Origin of the sequence: Pseudomonas sp. H11T01 (assembly GCF_048515765.1) — a bacterium.
Lineage (GTDB): Bacteria > Pseudomonadota > Gammaproteobacteria > Pseudomonadales > Pseudomonadaceae > Aquipseudomonas.
This window is the reverse complement of sequence record NZ_JBLYED010000003.1, coordinates 272,610-286,225: the sequence shown is the minus strand read 5'-3', so window position 1 is coordinate 286,225 and position 13,616 is coordinate 272,610. Positions and strand designations below refer to the sequence as shown.

The window sequence follows — 13,616 nt, the reverse complement described above, 5'->3', positions numbered from 1 at the left end:
AGAACTAAACCTGTGGTTGATGGCGAGCATCATCCAATAAGCCAATATCGATAAAAAGCGGAAAAAACGCCTCAAATCAATCTAATTAATAGATTGGTTTGACGTTGAAATTCTCCCTCTCAGCTTTCAGTTCATCGCTTAACCCAATGACGAATAAGCATTTCACTAGAAGTCGCCGGCAAATGAAGCGACCATAGCCCCAACAGCCTCACACCCTGGAGTCAGCGTGCCGCGACACACCCCCGATCTTCCCCCCGAGCTTAAGCCTTTGGCCGACATGCCGCTGCTCAAGCGCCTGGCCGCCAGGTTCTTCGGTCATGGCCTTACTCGCTTGCGCGCCCAGCACCGTGCGTCCTGGCTGCATGGCCAGGCTGATGGCTTTCGCAGCGGGCACAGCGCCGGCGTGGATTACGGCTATAAAGAAGGCAAGCTGGAGGGCATCGAGGAAGGTCGACAGGTGCTGCTGATTCGCGACACGCGCTGCACCGAACACCGGGCGCCGGGTATCGATGACAACGTGTTCGATGACTGGCGTCTGCCGCTCACTGCCGAGTTAAAGAAGCGCATCAAGGCCGATGTGAGCCGGTTGCTGCCAGCACAGGCGCAGCCCAGCGCAGCGCAGTGGAAGATGATCTTCAGCGACACACCTTCGACCTCGGTGATTGCCGGTGCGGGGGCGGGCAAGTCGACATCGCTGGTGCTGCGCATTCTGTTGCTGACCCATTACCTGGGTTTTGAACTGAGTTCATTGACCGTGGTGACATTCACCCGTGAGTCGCGCAAAGACTTCATCAATAAGCTGATAGAAATGTTCGCCATCTGGGGGCGCACGCTGAGCCTTAAAGAGGCTCGCGACGTGGTACGAACCTTCCACTCGCGAATTCTGCCCATGGTCCGCAGCCTGCCGGGCTTCGATCAGTTGCAGGCTTTCGAGAACCTCAATGCCCGATCGCTGCCGGGCGATGAAGGGGCTGACAGCAATCCATTCGATCTGCGGATCAATGACACCCAGCGCCAGCAACTGAATGCCTGTTATCACGCGTTGCATACCCGTGATGAGCGTTTTCGCGAACTGATCAAGCCGCTGTCCCGGCACGCCTTGCAGCTCAAGGAGCTGGAGCGTGATCACCCTGATGTGCAAAAGCGCATGGCGGTGACCGAGCTTGCCGCCAAGCGTGATGAAGAACTCTGCGACACGATCGAAGACCTGTGGTTTCGCGCCGGTGCCTGGCCGATCAAGGGCATTGAACCCAGCCGCCAGACGTTCGAGATCAACGGCTCGTCCTTCCATTGCCACGGCTATATTGCCGAGCTGGATGCCTGGGTCGTCCTGGGCTTCGATCCCCGTGAGAATGCACAGATCAGCCGGCCCGGAGCCAAGCTGTCGGTCCGCGCGGAGTGGGCGGTAAAGCGCACCTTGTTTCAAGCTTTCTGTCGTAAGCCTTTGATTTGGCTTGATAGTTATGAGTCGGCGAGACGTGTTTTATCGTCTTTGGCGGGGGATGCCAGCGCCGGGCCGGGCTTCGATTACAAGGTCAAAGGTGAGCTGAGTTCCGCGCCGCTGCTGGATTGTTTTGTCGCAGCGGCCAGTTTTATCGAAAACCTGGGGCTGGATGTGCCCGCAGCCGTGGGGCAGATGAGCTTTGCCAAGGACGATCCGGATCGCTACTTCTTTGAAACCCTGAGCCTTTTCTGGCGAGCGCTGGAAGATCATTTGCTCGACCAATCGCCGCCGATCATGACGTATAACCGCATGTTCGCCTTGTTCAGTGAGCATTCGCCGGAAAACTTCAAGTTGCTCAGCGATGAGCTGCTGAGACCGTTGTCGCACTTGATGATCGACGAATTTCAGGATGTTTCGCCGCAGATCGTTTCCTGGATTCGCGCCAGCCTGCGGGAGATCCGCAGTCGTGGCCCGGCCATGCATGTCGGTCGGGGTGCGCAACGTTCATCGCTGCTGTGCGTCGGTGATGACTGGCAATCGATCTATGGCTGGCGCGGCAGCTCTCCGAAATATTTCATGGAATTCAACAAGGAATTCCCGTCACCGAGCACCACGCGGGTCATGCTCAGCGACAACTATCGCAGCCATCAGCACATCATTGATGCGGCAGAGCACATTGTCCGTGCCGCTCCCGCGATTGCCGGGAAAAAGGCCAAGGCCAGCGGTGCGCCCAAAGATTTGCTGCCGGTGAACATCATGGATCGGGATGACCCAGCGCTGGCCAAGCGCTTGATCGAACATTACCAAAACGGTGATTCGATCTTGATGTTGTTTCGAAAAAGTAGCGATAAGTTATTGATAGAAGAGCATATTAAGTCAGTAGTTAATGTGGATTCGAGGTTGCCTGTTGAGGATCGACGACTCAAGCAGCTGACCTATCACAGTTCCAAAGGCCTACAGGCTGACGCGGTGTTTCTGTTGGGCGATTGTCAGCATCTGACCAGTTCACCTTACAAGAACCAGGTCTATCGAATGGCCGGGCTGGCCAAGGATGGCGATGCCGAGCCGTATGACAGCGCCCAGAAAGACGAAATCCTGCGCCTGGCGTATGTCGGCATTACCCGGGCAGTTAAACATTGTTACTGGTATGTCGATGCTCAGGATGTGCAGGCGGCCAACGTCCCCAAGGCTTCTGACCGGATCGCGAAGGACAAGCCATTTTTCGCCGATCAGCGGGGGATGAAGGGTCAGGCCTGACCGCAGACAACAAAAAGCCCACAAATGTGGGCTTTTTGTTGAGATTTCAATGATTAACCAAAACTTCTTAAAGCCATGGGTGGGATAAAGGATTCGAACTCATATTCTACCGCTTCGATTATTCGTTCGACGTCGGCAGCGTTCATCACTGTTTTACAAGGGATACCGGCTATGGCGATCATGGTTTCGCCGCTGGCGCGGTCGAACAACCGGGCAATCATGCTGCCGGGTGCATCCATGCTGGCCTCAAAGCCCATTGGATGAAAATGCCAGCGCATGAGCTGGCAGGCGTTGGGAAAGGTGACCTTGGAAAAGACTTGATTCATGTGTTGCCCACCTTGTTCGTTGAGCGCTTCCTTAGCTCGCGGTAGGAACGGAAGAGCCGTCACTGGCCCAACCTGTGTAGTGCTTAAAAATAGCACTCCCTGCACTAGGTATAAGGATTTTTTCAAACCGTTTGGCGATTACTTGAAAAGCGTTGATGTAGGACATGTCCCACTGTTCATTAGGCAAAGGGCCATTGTTTAGGGCCATGAATTGGCCATTGAAGCGCGGCCCGAAGTTCGGCAAGCTCTGTTTTTCTATCATCGAGTGTTCTATGCCTGCCAATGATGATGGCCCGCAGCAAACCCAGGCCACCGGCGAAACTGTTCTGCGCTATCACCTGTGCTGGAAGCACCGTGACCTCGATGGCGTCATGGCGCTCTACCACCCGGACATCCAGTACAACGACTTCTTTCAGAACCGCGTTTTCGGTCTGGATGAGTTGCGTGAATACGTGCGCAGCAGCATGCCGCGCGATCCGGATGAAGCCCTTGAGCACTCTGACCGTATCCGTTTGGATGGCAATACCGCGTTCATTCAGTACCGCGTGACCTTGCGCGGTGGCCAGGGGCTGGTGTCGTTCCGCGCCAGCGAAGCGATCACCGTGCGTGACGGGCTGATTTGGCAGGTCAACGAATACGCCTCGCTGGTGCATGAGCAGCCGTCCAGCAAGACCGCTAACAGCCTGCGCCCGGCGGTTAGTCGGCTAGGGCTTTCGCCGCGACAGTTGAGCTTTATGGCGCAGGACCTGCAGCAGTATTTCGAGCGTCAGCAACCTTATCTGGACCCCGAGCTCGATCTTCAGCGGGTGGCGAAGGAGTGCGGTTACAGCCGCAATCAGATCTCCTACTTGCTCAACCAGGTGCTGGGGCAAAGCTTCTATCGCTACGTCAACCAGGCTCGCCTTCAGCACGTGTTGGCGGCACTGGACAAAGCAACGCCCCCGCTGCGGGTCGACGAACTGGCGTTCGCCGCCGGCTTCAATTCTTTGTCGGCGTTCTATAGCTGTTTCCGCCAGCACACAGGCATGTCGCCCAAAGCCTATGCCAAACACATTTCTTTGCGTGCACGCGCGCAAGACAGCGTCTGAACCCAGGCACTAGGATCGCAGCCATCTAGTTTTGGGTTGCGGAGTTTTGCATGCCGGCATGGCGCACTATCAGTTTGTGGATGGATCAGCTCGAAGAGCCCTTGATTGCACGGCCGTCGCTGGAGCAGGACCTGGATGTCGACGTGGCGATCATCGGCGCCGGCTATACGGGGTTGTGGACGGCGTACTACCTCAAACGCCTGGCACCCGATTTGAACATCGCCATCGTTGAGGCACAGACCGCAGGCTTCGGTGCGTCCGGGCGTAATGGCGGTTGGCTGATGGGCAACCTGTTGGGTGAGGATCGTTTGCTCGCCGACCTACCTGTCGAGCAGCGTCGCGCTTCGTTTGATTTGCTGCATGGTATCCCTGATGAAGTGGCGATCGTCCTCGAACGCGAAGGCATCACCTGTGATTACCGCAAGGGCGGCGTGTTGTATTGCGCGGCGCGTTACCCCGAGCAGGAGACCAGTCTGCGCCGCTATTTGGACAAACTCTACAGCCAGGGCCTGAACGAAGCGGACTACCGCTGGCTCAGCCCCGAGCAACTGGCGCAGCAGATCCGCGTCGCCAAACCTTATGGCGCTATCTATGCACCCCATTGTGCAACGATCCAGCCGGCCAAACTGGTGCGTGGCCTGGCCCGGACTGTCGAGCGCATGGGGGTAAAGATCTTCGAAAACAGCCCGGTCACCGACTGGCAGTCCGGCAGTTTACGCACCGCCAAGGCGCAGGTTCGCAGTCGCTGGATCGTGCCCGCAGTGGAGGGTTATGCGTTGACGCTGGCGCCGCTGGGGCGTTATCAACTGCCGGTACAGAGTTTGCTGGTGGCCACCGAGCCACTGTCCGCGGCGACCTGGGAAGAGATCGGCTTGAGTCAGGGTCAGGCTTTCGGCGAAAGCAGCCGACAAGTCACCTACGGCCAGCGCACGGCCGACAATCGTCTGGTATTCGGCGCTCGCGGCGGTTATCAGTTCGCCGGAAAACTGCGCCACAACTTTGACCTTACAACCCGCGAAGTCGAATTGCGACGCTACCTGTTCGGCGAACTCTTCCCGCAGCTCAAGAACGTCAAGATCACCCACGCCTGGGGCGGCAATCTGGGGATGTCCCGGCGCTTCAAGCCGCACATGCTCTGCGATCGCAGCAACGGCATCGCCTTGTCTGGCGGTTACGGCGGCGAGGGCGTAGGTGCGAGCAATCTAGGCGGTCGGACGCTGGCCGACCTGATCCTGGAGCGCGATACCGCGCTGGTGCGCCAACCCTGGGTGATTCAGCAGGGCGGTCTCAATGCGCTCAAAGCCTGGGAGCCGGAACCCTGCCGCTGGCTCGGTTACAACGCGATCATTCGCAGCTTCGTCCATGAAGACCAAACCCTGGCCAATCCGGCGACCGCGCCCTGGCGGCGCAAGCTCGCCTGTCGTGTGGCGGGCTTCATGGAAGGCTTTATGCAGTAACGGTTCGCCGATCATCCACCTGTAGGGACCATCATGAGCATCACGCAATTCAAAAACACGCTGAACGTCACGCTGGAAGAGTCAGCCCCGGTGGCCGTGCCATTAGGTACGCCGGTCGCGGTGACTTCGACCACGAGCGTCGAACGCAACGATGGCGTTGAAACCGGCATCTGGGAATGCACGCCCGGTCGCTGGCGACGGCAGATCGTCGCCCAAGAGTTCTGTCACTTCATCCAGGGGCGCTGCACCTTCACCCCGGACCACGGTGAAACCTTACAAATAGAAGCGGGCGACGCACTGATGTTGCCCGCCAACAGCACCGGGATCTGGGATATCCAGGAAACCGTGCGCAAGACTTACGTTTTGATTTTTTGATCCTCTGATCAGCCGAAAACCTGCCAATAAAAACAGCCTCACATAATCAGGAATCGAATCATGATCCGCATGACCACCGCTTCGTTGAAGTTAGCTCCGTTGATGCTCCTCGCTTCACTTAGTCAGGCGGCCGAGACCGTCAAGATCTACAACTGGTCGGACTACATCGCGCCGGACACGATGAAGAATTTCCAGAAAGAAACCGGCATTGCCTTCACCTATGACGTCTATGACAGCAACGAAACCCTCGACGGCAAGCTGATGACCGGCAAATCCGGGTATGACGTGGTGTTCCCGTCCAACCATTTCATGGCTCGACAGATTCAGGGCGGGGCACTCAAGAAACTCGACAAGAGCCAGTTGCCGAACTGGAAGAACCTCAATCCGGTATTGCTCAAGGCCCTGCAAACCAACGACCCGGGCAACGAACACGGTTTCCCGTACCTATGGGGCAGCACCGGGATCGGCTACAACATTGCCAAGGTCAAAGCGGTACTGGGTGACAGCGCACCGGTGGACTCCTGGGATTTGATCTTCAAACCCGAGAACATGAAAAAGCTCCAGAAGTGCGGCGTGGCGATCCTCGACAACGGCCCGGAATTGCTGCCGGCGGCGCTGAACTACCTCGGTCTGCCACACCACAGCCAAGACCCGGCGGATTACAAGAAAGCTGAAGCGCTGCTGATGAAAGTCCGGCCGTATGTCAGCTATTTCCACTCATCCAAATACACCAGCGACCTGGCCAACGGCGATATCTGCGTGGCCGTGGGCTTCTCCGGTGACATCCTGCAAGCCGAAAGCCGCGCCAAAGAAGCCAACAACGGTGTGGACATCGGTTACTCGATTCCCAAAGAAGGCGCAGCGATCTGGTTCGACATGGTCGCCATGCCCGCCGACGCCCCGGATGAAAAGGCCGGTTACGCCTTTATGAACGACCTGCTGCGCCCGGACGTCATGGCCAGCATCAGCAACTACGTGCACTACGCCAACGGCAACGAACAGGCTGACGGCCTGATCGATCCGGCCATCAAGAACGACACCAAGGTCTACCCAAGTCCGGAAATGATGAACAAGTTGTTCGCCCTGGAAGCCATGCCGCTGAACATCGACCGGATCCGCACACGGCTGTGGAACAAGATCCGGACGGGGAGTTGAGGCGACGATTCTGCTTGGCTAAATGGCGATGATGACTGGTATAGACCGTCTTCGCGGGCAAGCACGCTCCCACAGGTCATGGGTCGATCACACCATCGCGCTCCGGCGCAGATCATGTGGGAGCGGGCTTGCCCGCGAAGGGGCCATCACGCTTACGGATTTTCCAAGTCATGCCCCAGCGACTGAATAAACAACGAAAACAGCTCTGGTTGCGATGAGATATCCAGCTTGGCGTACAGATGCCGGCGGTGGACCTTGATGGTGTCCGGCGAGATCTTCAGGCGCTCAGCCATGGCTTTGGAGGAGAACCCGCGCAAGATCAGCCGGGCGATTTCCAGTTCGCGGTCCGAGAGCACCCCGCAGCCGAAATGGCTCAGGGCATCGCGGATCTGGCTGGCCATTTCATCCTGTGCCGGTGCCTGCGTGCGCTGATTGCTCTGTTGCCAGTGCTGCTGCATCAGTGGCAGCACCCAGGCAGCGAGGGTGGTCAACTGGCCGACTTCATCGGCGCTGAACAAGCGCCGCATGCCCAACGACAGTGACAGCGTTCCAGCCCCTGGAATCTGCAGAATGAACTGCACCTCATCCTCCAGCACGTTGTCGTGGAAGTAGCTGAGGAAGTACTCGCTCTGCCGGAAGTGATCGGGCGCTACCTCCTCCAGTCGATACAAGCCGCTGGCGTAGCCTTCACGGCAAGCTTGAAAAAACGGGTCCAGCAGGTACAAGCCATTGAGGTAGGCCAGCATCGACGCCGGTTTACTCGAGGGTTCTGCGTCGTATTCCTCCAGGGCCTGGGGCAGGCCGTCTTGCGGATAGAAAATCGCCAGAGCGTTATCGAACGGCAAGCATTGCTGCAACAGCAGAACCAGCTGCTTCCAGAAGCGCTCGGTGCCGATCTGCGAGAGGGTGCGGCCCAGGCCGGCATGCATGCCGACTTCCCTGAACAGAGTGCTCATGTACGTTGTTCCCCATTAAAAAAACAGAACCCGGCGCACGGTTTCAACCTTTTTTCTTTCCAGGTCAAGGGGAGTACTCCAATAGGGGAATTGGCCGCCGTTGCCGCGCTGCCTAGAGTAGCCCCCATCGAGTGCGCCCCAGAACGCACCCCGGTCCCTTATTTCGCTTCTGCCTCAGTCTAAAAATAACCAAGAGGATAACGATATGAGCTCTCCCTCAGCGCCAAACGGCGCGCTGAAACCCACGCTGAGTGTCTTCGACGTCGTGACGATTACCGTCTCGAGCGTGACGCCTGCCAGTTCGGTGTTCGTCATCGCGCCGTTTGCCATTCATCAGGCCGGCAGCGGGGTGTTTTTAGCCTTCGTCATGGCCGGTTTGTTGGCCCTGATGTTTGCTTTCTGTTACGCCGAGTTGGGCAGGGCTCACAACAGTGCCGGCGGCGAATACGTGTACGCCAAGCGAGTGTTTGGCGGCATGGCCGGTTATGCGACCTTCCTGACGGTGATGGCGACGTTGTTGTTCATTCCGCCAGTGCTCGCCACCGGAGCCGCGAACTATCTGAACAACGCGTTGGGGACGAATTTCGATTCGCAGACCGTCGCTCTGCTCATCGTGGTGTGCAGTTACCTGCTGGGCATTCTCAACATCAAGCTCAACGCCTGGATCACCGGCAGCTGTCTACTGTTGGAAGTCGCGGCAATGCTGGTGATTGTGTTTGTTGGCTTCGGTCATGCCTCGCAACCGGCAAGCATTTTGTTGCACCCGCAGATCGTCGAGAACGGCGCTTTGCAGTTGGCACCCTGGGTTCTGGTGATTGGCTCCATCGGTATCGGCTTGTTCTCCTACAACGGATTTGGCTCGGCGGTGGTGCTGGGCGAAGACATGAAAGATGCCGGTCATGGCGTGCCCAAGGCCGTGCTCTGGTCCCTGGGCCTGGTGGTGGTCATCGAATTGGTGCCGCTGGCTGCATTGTTGATCGGCGCACCCTCCCTCAGCGAGATGATCAACAGCCCCGACCCGATCGGCTATCTGCTCACCAGTCAAGGCAACGAAACCCTGTCCCGTGTGGTCAGTGCCGGGATTTTTCTATCGGTGTTCAATGCCATTGTCGCGATCGTGATTCAGATCGGCCGGGTGGTCTTCAGTAGCGGCCGCGATGCCCTCTGGACGCCCACCGTTAACCGGCTCTTCACCCGTATTCACCCGCGTTGGGACTCGCCGTGGCTGGCCACGCTGTTTCTGGCGATTCCATCGGCGCTGCTCAGTTTCAGCTCGAACCTGGCCGACATGACCTCCTTCAGCGTGCTGCTGATCATGCTGGTCTACCTGATTGTCGCCTTGAGCGCATTGATGAGCCGGGTGGTACTGCGCGATCGGCAGCATCCTTACCGCATGCCGTTGTGGCCGTTACCGGCATTACTGGCGGTGCTCGGCGCGGGTTATCTATTGTTCGACCTGTTCCTCGAAGCTTCGGCCAAGGACATCATGGCGGTTATCGGGTTGCTGGCAGTGTCGGTGATTTTGTACTGCACCAATGGTCGGTTCAGCCCGGCCTTTCAGAAACTGTAAGGAGTGGTTATGCGTGCACGTGAACTGGGCATTCGCCTAGGCCTGGGAACACCCGGCCAATTCAATGCCATCACCGACGTACCGGGCGTGCGGGTAGGGCATAGCACCCTCAAGACCGAGATCAATGGCAAGCAGGTACGCACCGGCGTCACGCTGATCCAGCCGCGTGCCAGCCATGCACGACTGCAACCGTGCTTTGCCGGTTGCCATGTGCTCAACGGCAACGGTGACGCCACGGGCCTTGAGTGGATTCGCGAAGCGGGCTTGCTGGCAACGCCGCTGGCGATCACCAACACCCACAGTGTGGGCGTGGTGCGCGATGCGCTGGTCGCGCTGGAGCACGACAACCTGGCGGACCCTTCGGTGTATTGGTGCATGCCGGTGGTGATGGAAACCTACGACGGCATGCTCAACGATATCTGGGGGCAGCACATTGGCCCGCAGCAGGTGCTCGAAGCCATGACCAATGCCGAGGCTGGCCCGGTGCAGGAAGGCGCGGTCGGCGGTGGTACCGGGATGATCTGCCATGAGTTCAAGGGCGGAATCGGTACGTCCTCACGCAAGTTGTCGGCGCAGCAGGGCGGCTGGACCGTCGGTGCGCTGGTACAGGCCAACCATGGCAAGCGTGAGGAGTTGCGGGTCGATGGTTATCCGGTGGGGCGCAAGCTGACGGACATCCCGTCGCCTTTTGACGAGAAGGGCACGCCGGGCATGGGCTCGATCGTGGTGATCCTGGCCACCGATGCGCCATTGCTGCCTCATCAATGCCAGCGCCTGGCGCAACGGGCATCGATCGGCATCGCCCGCACCGGCGGCGGTACCGAGGACTCCAGTGGCGATATCTTCCTGGCTTTTGCCACGGGCAACCAAAACCTGCCCCCCGCGGACTATGGGCGCAAAGACCTGCCCCAGAGCACCCCGCTAGAGATGCTCAACAACGACCATATTTCGCCGTTGTTCAGCGCCGCAGCCGAAGCAGTGGAGGAGGCGATCATCAACGCGCTGTTGGCCGGCGAACCCATGAGTACCGCCGGCGGCACGTTAATTCCAGCCCTCGACGCCGAGGTATTGCTGCAGGCATTAAGCTCGACGGGATGGAGCAAAAGTTAATTCAGCGCAAAAGCTGCGATGCCGCTGGCAAAAACAAAAAATGGCCGCAGGTTCTGAGTGCAACACCGTACCGGAAAGTAAGGTGTTGCACTCAGAATCTGCGGCCAAGCCCGCTCAAGATCTACTTGGCGGGTTTTTTTTATTGGCTGAGCTTCGGGAGTTGCAGTGGTTCGGACCCTGTATCCAAATCAGGGAAGGTCGTTGTTGAACGGTTGCAAAGGTCCCTGACTGACTGTGCGACCTTCTGCGCCGACGGGTTTAATCGCCATTTGCGCATCTGCCGCCCGCTGGGTCGATCCCGAGAGATCAGTCGCCTGTGCGGTCACGCTGTTTTCGTTACCCAGTTCGCCTTGCGGAATGAACAGCTCCGGATGATCGAATGGAGCTCGCTCCCATGCGACCCGCGGATCGGTCAACCCGACCTCCATGAATTTGACCAGTGCGTCTATGTCAGTGGAGGACAGGCTCAGGGGTTTTACATCCGGATGGAGGTTCGATGCGTTGTGCTGATTGACGGCGGGATGGTCGAATCCGCTGGTGTTGTTCGCATCCTTGCCGCGCTCGTCGCCGCCTCGGTTGTAGAACTCCACGACCTGTTGGAGGGTCGCTCGGCTGCCATTGTGGAAATACGGCCCGGTCAAAGCGATGTTGCGCAGCGTCGGTGTCTTGAAGGTCCCATCGACAGAATCGCGGAAGCCGACTTTGGGCTTGAGCGATGAGTCACAAGGTACAGCTGGGCTCAATGGCACTTGGAATGTGCAAACGTCGACAGTAAAAGGGTCAGGCACTTTTGCGCCTTGCAGCATGGTGTTGTATTGACGGGTGAAAGACAGCGGGTTACCCCATGGGTCCGTACCGCCGGCCCCCAGGTCCTCCGAAGTCGGGCGCACACCTATGTTGAAGAAGCCGCTGTCATGGAGCGTCGTCAGGTTGTCAGCCATCTCAATACGGTCGACGCGGCCACCGGGCAGGAACCGCAAACGGCTGGCTGCGTTCGTCAATTCCGGTCCAGCGTGGCATTTGACGCAATGGCCCTTGCCAGTGAAAATGTCCATGCCCTTGACTTGCTGGTCATTCAATGCCTGACGATTACCGTTCAAGTAGTCATCCAGCGGCGCCTGATCAGAGACCAGGGTGGATTCGTACATCTGGATCGCGAGCCCGAAGAAGAGCGGGAAATTGGCCTCTATCTGGCTATACGGCGTGCCGCCCAGCGCAACCTGCTGCTTTGCATTCCACAGCCGTGGCTGGAAGACCTTCTGGACCAGTTCACGGTAGGTGGGTCGGTTTGCGCCGGAGAAAGCGCCCAGTACCGAATCGGTTGGTGCAATCTTCTGTTGGGTGAGCATTGGCCTGTCGAGCATGCGTCGGCCGATGTCCGCGAAGGTGCGCCCACCGCAGGACATTTCGACTGGGCTGCCGGGAGGTCCCACGGACTGCGAGGCGGCAGCAGCATCGTTGAGTGCTAGCCGCACCTTGGCCGCAACCCCGGCATCGTTGGTGACGAAGATGCCAGCATCGGGATCGCGATTGCCGAACGGCGAGAAGCCATTGAAGACGTTGTTGGCCCGGCCGTCCCAAAAATTGCGCACGTTGAAGGCGGAGTTGATCACCGTAGGTGAGTTGCGCCCGGTACTACGACGGACATTCATGGCACCCACATGGAAGACCCCGTCCGGCAGCTGCGTGCAATTGTCGAAACGCGATTGAGACGCCTTGGTGAAGTTGGCGTCGAACACACCTTGTGAGCCGGTCACATCGTCGGTCGAGTAGAGGATCGCCGAGTTGTGATCGAGCGGATCAGCCAGCACATGGGTCGGAAAGTCGGTTTTCTTGAGCGTGTAGTTCGGGCCGCCCTTGCCACCGGACTTGGTTGTGTATGAGGCCACGTCGCCAGGAATGTTGGACGCTGCGAACGGCTTGTTGAAGAGCGACGCGACGTTCGCATTGGTGTTACTCAGGCCGGGATTGAGCTGGTTGGTGATCCGGTGATCGGCCCCGGCGTGAAAGTGGCAAGTCGCGCAAGCGGTGTTGCCATCGCTGCCGATGTTCATGTCCCAGAAAAGGGCCTTGCCCAATTGGATCGCCGCTGCGCGATTTTGCACGTAGTCGGTCATCAGATCGACTTTGCGTCCGCCCTCGGTTCCCGACGGGTCGGGCGGCGTCATGCCGCGTAGCGTCTGCAGCTTGTGTGAATCGGTTGCTGTCTGTGGCGCGTTAGTGGTTGCTGGCGCTGGCGCTTTAGCGGCGAGGGCACTCTTGTAGGGCAGACTGACTGCAACCAGTCCGCCCGCGACCGCACAGGTCAAGCTGATAGTTCGAAGGATGTTCAAGTGTTTCTTCATGATGACATTACTCGATTCAGTTTAGGGTTGCCGAGTTTGGGGTCTGTCCTTTTACAAGATGAATTCCTGGCCAGAAATCTTTCTTTCCGCGCGAGTTATTACGTCGGCTCGAAGTTGGCTGGCGTGAAGCGTAGTCAAATTAGGCGAAGCGCTTTTTTATAGGTTCAATTGAAATGCCCTCCTGTCGCAATGTGGCGGGTGCCTAGATTCACTCTAGCTGTAATGGAAAATTTTAGTAGTTAATTTTTAAAATCTTGTGTGCGGGCGAGTCATTCGTTAGTTTAAAAACCTGCCGGGCGAAGATGAGCAGCGACGGGCAGAAAGAGCGGCCACACAAACCCCCGATTTCGGTATGAATCCCCCCCGCTAGTGGGTGCCATTACCCAGTAGTATTCGCGTCTTGATGAACACAAAAAATCAGGTTGTAGCCAGTGTTTACGGGGCTTTAAAGCTGTCAGAAATATTTTGTCACAGTGATGGCAGAGTAATTGCTGAGTGAGCTTGTCCTGTTCATGAAAGGTGGAGAGTCGGGG

At 57.9% G+C, this 13,616-nt stretch carries 10 protein-coding genes; 7 read left to right on the top strand and 3 right to left on the bottom strand.

What is annotated here, in order from left to right:
* The first annotated feature begins 226 nt into the window (after positions 1 to 226).
* On the top strand, positions 227 to 2,701 hold the full coding sequence (locus tag ACN1C3_RS05750; protein WP_419114827.1) for a UvrD-helicase domain-containing protein: 2,475 nt from the start codon (positions 227 to 229) through the stop codon (positions 2,699 to 2,701).
* A 53-nt stretch (positions 2,702 to 2,754) separates the two neighbouring features.
* Here the strand turns inward: ACN1C3_RS05750 and ACN1C3_RS05745 are convergent, their stop codons facing one another.
* Positions 2,755 to 3,027, bottom strand: a complete 273-nt coding sequence (locus tag ACN1C3_RS05745; RefSeq protein WP_419114826.1) for a DUF1652 domain-containing protein — start codon at positions 3,025 to 3,027, stop codon at positions 2,755 to 2,757.
* A 272-nt stretch (positions 3,028 to 3,299) separates the two neighbouring features.
* On the opposite strand from ACN1C3_RS05745, the gene ACN1C3_RS05740 reads away from it, so the two are divergent.
* Genes ACN1C3_RS05740 through ACN1C3_RS05725 form a run of 4 tightly spaced genes read left to right on the top strand, consistent with a single transcriptional unit; the run spans position 3,300 to position 7,102 of the window.
* A complete protein-coding gene (locus ACN1C3_RS05740; protein WP_419114825.1) occupies positions 3,300 to 4,115 on the top strand; it encodes a helix-turn-helix domain-containing protein in 816 nt (271 codons plus the stop codon).
* Positions 4,116 to 4,165: 50 nt separating this feature from the next.
* The gene (locus ACN1C3_RS05735) at positions 4,166 to 5,572 is read left to right on the top strand and encodes an NAD(P)/FAD-dependent oxidoreductase (protein WP_419114824.1); all 1,407 of its coding nucleotides are present in this window, start codon (positions 4,166 to 4,168) and stop codon (positions 5,570 to 5,572) included.
* A 33-nt stretch (positions 5,573 to 5,605) separates the two neighbouring features.
* Positions 5,606 to 5,947 carry a cupin domain-containing protein gene (locus ACN1C3_RS05730; RefSeq protein WP_419114823.1) on the top strand — a complete coding sequence of 114 codons (342 nt, stop codon included), beginning with the start codon at positions 5,606 to 5,608 and terminating at the stop codon, positions 5,945 to 5,947.
* A gap of 60 nt (positions 5,948 to 6,007) precedes the next feature.
* Entirely contained in the window at positions 6,008 to 7,102 is a 1,095-nt protein-coding gene (locus ACN1C3_RS05725) for a polyamine ABC transporter substrate-binding protein (RefSeq protein WP_419114822.1), read from the top strand.
* Positions 7,103 to 7,254: 152 nt separating this feature from the next.
* Here ACN1C3_RS05725 and ACN1C3_RS05720 read toward each other — a convergent pair whose 3' ends face one another.
* The gene (locus ACN1C3_RS05720) at positions 7,255 to 8,058 is read right to left on the bottom strand and encodes a response regulator transcription factor (RefSeq protein WP_419114821.1); all 804 of its coding nucleotides are present in this window, start codon (positions 8,056 to 8,058) and stop codon (positions 7,255 to 7,257) included.
* Positions 8,059 to 8,263: 205 nt separating this feature from the next.
* Between ACN1C3_RS05720 and ACN1C3_RS05715 the strand changes: the two genes are divergently transcribed.
* Together ACN1C3_RS05715 and ACN1C3_RS05710 are read left to right on the top strand one after the other, a co-directional pair.
* Positions 8,264 to 9,628: an APC family permease gene (locus ACN1C3_RS05715; RefSeq protein ID WP_419114820.1), complete on the top strand. Its 1,365-nt coding sequence runs from the start codon at positions 8,264 to 8,266 to the stop codon at positions 9,626 to 9,628.
* Between the two features lie 9 nt (positions 9,629 to 9,637).
* On the top strand, positions 9,638 to 10,738 hold the full coding sequence (locus tag ACN1C3_RS05710) for a P1 family peptidase (RefSeq protein WP_419114819.1): 1,101 nt from the start codon (positions 9,638 to 9,640) through the stop codon (positions 10,736 to 10,738).
* Between the two features lie 188 nt (positions 10,739 to 10,926).
* Here the strand turns inward: ACN1C3_RS05710 and ACN1C3_RS05705 are convergent, their stop codons facing one another.
* Positions 10,927 to 13,083 carry a cytochrome-c peroxidase gene (locus ACN1C3_RS05705; RefSeq protein WP_419114818.1) on the bottom strand — a complete coding sequence of 719 codons (2,157 nt, stop codon included), beginning with the start codon at positions 13,081 to 13,083 and terminating at the stop codon, positions 10,927 to 10,929.
* Positions 13,084 to 13,616: the final 533 nt, after the last annotated feature.